Below are 3,236 nucleotides of genomic sequence, written 5' to 3' on the forward strand. Positions count from 1 at the left end.
GCTACCCGCAGGAAATTCAAGAGCAAGGCTGGACTTAATTTGCTGGTAAAACCTTGACCTTGGTAGTCTTTATTAACTCCCAGCTCATCATCAAAGTCTCGCTCAATATAACCCGGAATCTGCTCCATGCCTTGCTTGACCACGCCTAAGTTCCAGAAAGGCCGAGCATAATGGAGACGCATCAGCGGCGGCATCACACCTTCAGGCTCTAGGCCAATAGCCAGCAAAAAGCTGGAAAGGGCCTCTTGCCAAGAATGGCGATAAAGGCTCCACATGAGATTTGGACAGGGCTGAGCCGCCACTCCTCCATCCCGAAAATTAGCCGTCGTCCAGCGACCACTGTCGATTCTAGTAGGGACTGTCGTGATAGGCCGAGCCTGCAGCAGATAGACTTGCTCTTGGACAGCACACCACTCGATATCCATGGGCCGACCAAAATACGCCACAATCTGCAAAACTTGCGCGTGCAGTTTCTGCAAGACTGCCAGAGGGATTTCAAGCTCTTCAAACTGGATCCAGTCTGGCTTGTACCAAGCAAGAGTCAACTGCTCAGGATTGACTTGACCGCTAACCAAGCTCTCAGCCGATCCTTTTACATATTCCAACAGCATGGTCTGGTCCTGATTAGTCGCCACGTCTAGAGAAAAGCAGACACCGCTAAAGTCAGGCTCTATCTGCTCCTGAATCAGCACCGCCATAGCAAAATCCTTATCAGCCAGACCCTGACGCTGCCAGTAGGCCAAAGCTTCTGGATTAAAGAGGGAAAGCAGGCAAGAACGAATGCCCTGCTCAATTTCTGACAGTGTCCGGCAATTGCCAATCGAGTCATATTGGCCGGCAAATGACATAGCCTGTCCGTCTTCTAAAAGGGCACTGCTGCGAACGATATAAGCTTGATTTTCCTGACAAAAGCTTGCTAACTCCTGTAACCAAGCTGGATCCAAGGGATACTGCTGCAAACGCTCCGCAATTTCCTCTTTGCCCAGTTCGATTAATTCTTTAAGTCCCTCTTTTGAGTATTCTGGCAGAGCTGCTCTTAGCCAATCCATTACTTGATCCGCTGGCAAAATCAAGGCTCTAGGAACCGAAAGCCCCAGCCGACAAAGGCTGATTAACTGATTGATTTTACCGCCATAGACGGCCAAAGGGTCTTTTTCCAGCCATAGTTCTTTCATCAATAACTCCCATCTCACATACGGTTTTTTCTGAGCTTGGCCAAGTAGAGCAGGCGATTGACTCCCAGATGCGTACCCGCCCCCAGAATCAGTATGCCCAGTATCTGCTGCCAAGACAGAGGGATATAGAAAAGTAAGAAAATAATACAGCCAATCAGAGAATCAATCTGATCGATCCAGATAAAAGTCCATTTCCAGCCATTCTCCGCCGTCTTGCCCTCTCTGATTTCCAAACGGCGCTTGATAAAGCTATTAGGCAGCTCAAACAAAACGTAAGCCAGTCCCAAAAGAGCTCCAAGCACCAGATTAAAAAGCACGGTATTTTCGTAGAAAGCATAGACCAGGTGCAGCTTTTCTAGGCTGGGAATACCCTTTAAGAGCAAGCCCCAAAGGATCTGAGCCAAAGCTCCCCAGACAATCATGCCAAAGAAACCTTTCCAGGTCTTGTTAGCCCCCAAAAGCCTCTTCCCGTCCTTTAAAACCAAGCCGCTATCCATGGGGCGGTATGCCGCCCCTAGCAGTGAAGACTTGCAAAAGATCATATTGAGAATCCCAGCCAGAATGATCGGCATCAGGGTGATATATAAGGCAAGAATCGAGCGCATATTATTTCCTATTCTTTTTATGAAGATCAGTCTGAAAAAATCAAAAGACTCCTCAAACTTATATATATCATTATACCATAAGTCGTAAAGCCCCTTTCCAATAAGCCCTACACATCTGTCGCATCTGACAAGGAGCAACCCATATCTGCCATTCCGCTTTATCAACTCCAAATCCGCCTGCTAGAATAATATCGCCTTTAAACCACACAAAAAGCCTCATAAGAACTTCTAAGGAAACCAGCACTGGTCATTAAAAGTTACTTATGAAGCCTATGAAATGCGCCTTGTCTCTAGGAAAGCAGTAAGCTATTTTTTGCCTAGCCTTAAACTACTGACGTTTAGAAGGCGCGCAATTCTTTCATCGATTTTTAGTGTCTAGCAGAATGGTTACTGGGCCATCATTTACCAATTCCACCTGCATGTCTGCGCCGAACACGCCCGTCTTGACTGGCACTTGCTCAGCCAACAGCTGGTTAAACTTGTCATAAAAGGGACTAGCCATATCCGGCTTGGCTGCACCTGTAAAGGCTGGCCGATTTCCCTTTTTGGTATCTGCATGGAGGGTAAATTGGGAAATGGAAAGAATTTCCCCTCCAATATCTTGAACAGAAAGATTCATCTTATCCTCAGCATCGGAAAAAATCCGCATATTGACAATCTTCCTGACCGCATAGTCCATATCTTCCTGACTATCATCAGGCCCGACACCTACTAAGAGCAGGAGACCTTGTCCAATGCTGTTGTGCAGCTGCTGGTCAATACTGACCTGAGCACGTTTGACGCGCTGAATGACAATTTTCATATCTTTTCCTTTTTCTGACTACTATCTACTCTGACAGGCTTGCACTTAGCCATTGGTTCGTTTGACCGAATACACCTCTGGCACACTCTTGATCTTATCCACCACCGTCGTCAGCATGGACAGGTTGGCAATGCCAAAAGAAACATGGATATTAGCAAATTTCATATCTTTAGTTGGCTGGGCATTAACCGTTGAAATGTTTTTGGTAGTATTGGACAGCACCTGCAGCACATCGTTGAGAAGACCAGACCGGTTGAGACCATAAATATCAATATGGGCCGTGTACTCTTTGGTCGAGTTGTTTTCTTCCCATTCCACATCAAGCAAGCGCTGCTCGTAATTTTCCTGAGCCTTGAGATTCATACAGTCTTGCCGGTGAATAGCTACGCCGCGTCCTTTGGTAATGTAACCAACAATGTCGTCACCAGGCACAGGATTACAGCACTTGGCAATACGGATGAGGAGACCAGACGCCCCCTGAATGACCACACCGCCTTCGTGCTTGACCTTAAGGGTATCTTTTTTATTTTCGACCTTAACTTCACCGCCCTTGACCAATTCCTCCGCCTCTGCTCTGGCCTTGGCCCGCTCTTCCTCACGGCGCTCTTTTTCCGTCAAGCGGTTGAAAATACTAATGGCACCAATCTCACCGAA

General features: G+C 47.1%; 4 protein-coding genes. All 4 read right to left on the reverse strand.

Annotated elements, in window-relative coordinates; genetic code table 11:
* Positions 1-1,175: PEP/pyruvate-binding domain-containing protein (locus Q0191_RS01480; RefSeq protein ID WP_297663180.1), on the reverse strand; the 1,175-nt coding region annotated here is incomplete at its 3' end.
* A gap of 14 nt (positions 1,176-1,189) precedes the next feature.
* A complete protein-coding gene (locus tag Q0191_RS01485; protein ID WP_297663182.1) occupies positions 1,190-1,780 on the reverse strand; it encodes a CDP-archaeol synthase in 591 nt (196 codons plus the stop codon).
* Positions 1,781-2,138: 358 nt separating this feature from the next.
* Positions 2,139-2,582: a D-aminoacyl-tRNA deacylase gene (gene dtd / locus Q0191_RS01490; RefSeq protein ID WP_297663184.1), complete on the reverse strand. Its 444-nt coding sequence runs from the start codon at positions 2,580-2,582 to the stop codon at positions 2,139-2,141.
* Positions 2,583-2,627: 45 nt separating this feature from the next.
* The coding region (locus tag Q0191_RS01495) for an ACT domain-containing protein (RefSeq protein ID WP_297663186.1) at positions 2,628-3,236 on the reverse strand (609 nt) is incomplete at its 5' end.

The organism is uncultured Streptococcus sp. (assembly GCF_938036805.1).
GTDB lineage: Bacteria > Bacillota > Bacilli > Lactobacillales > Streptococcaceae > Streptococcus.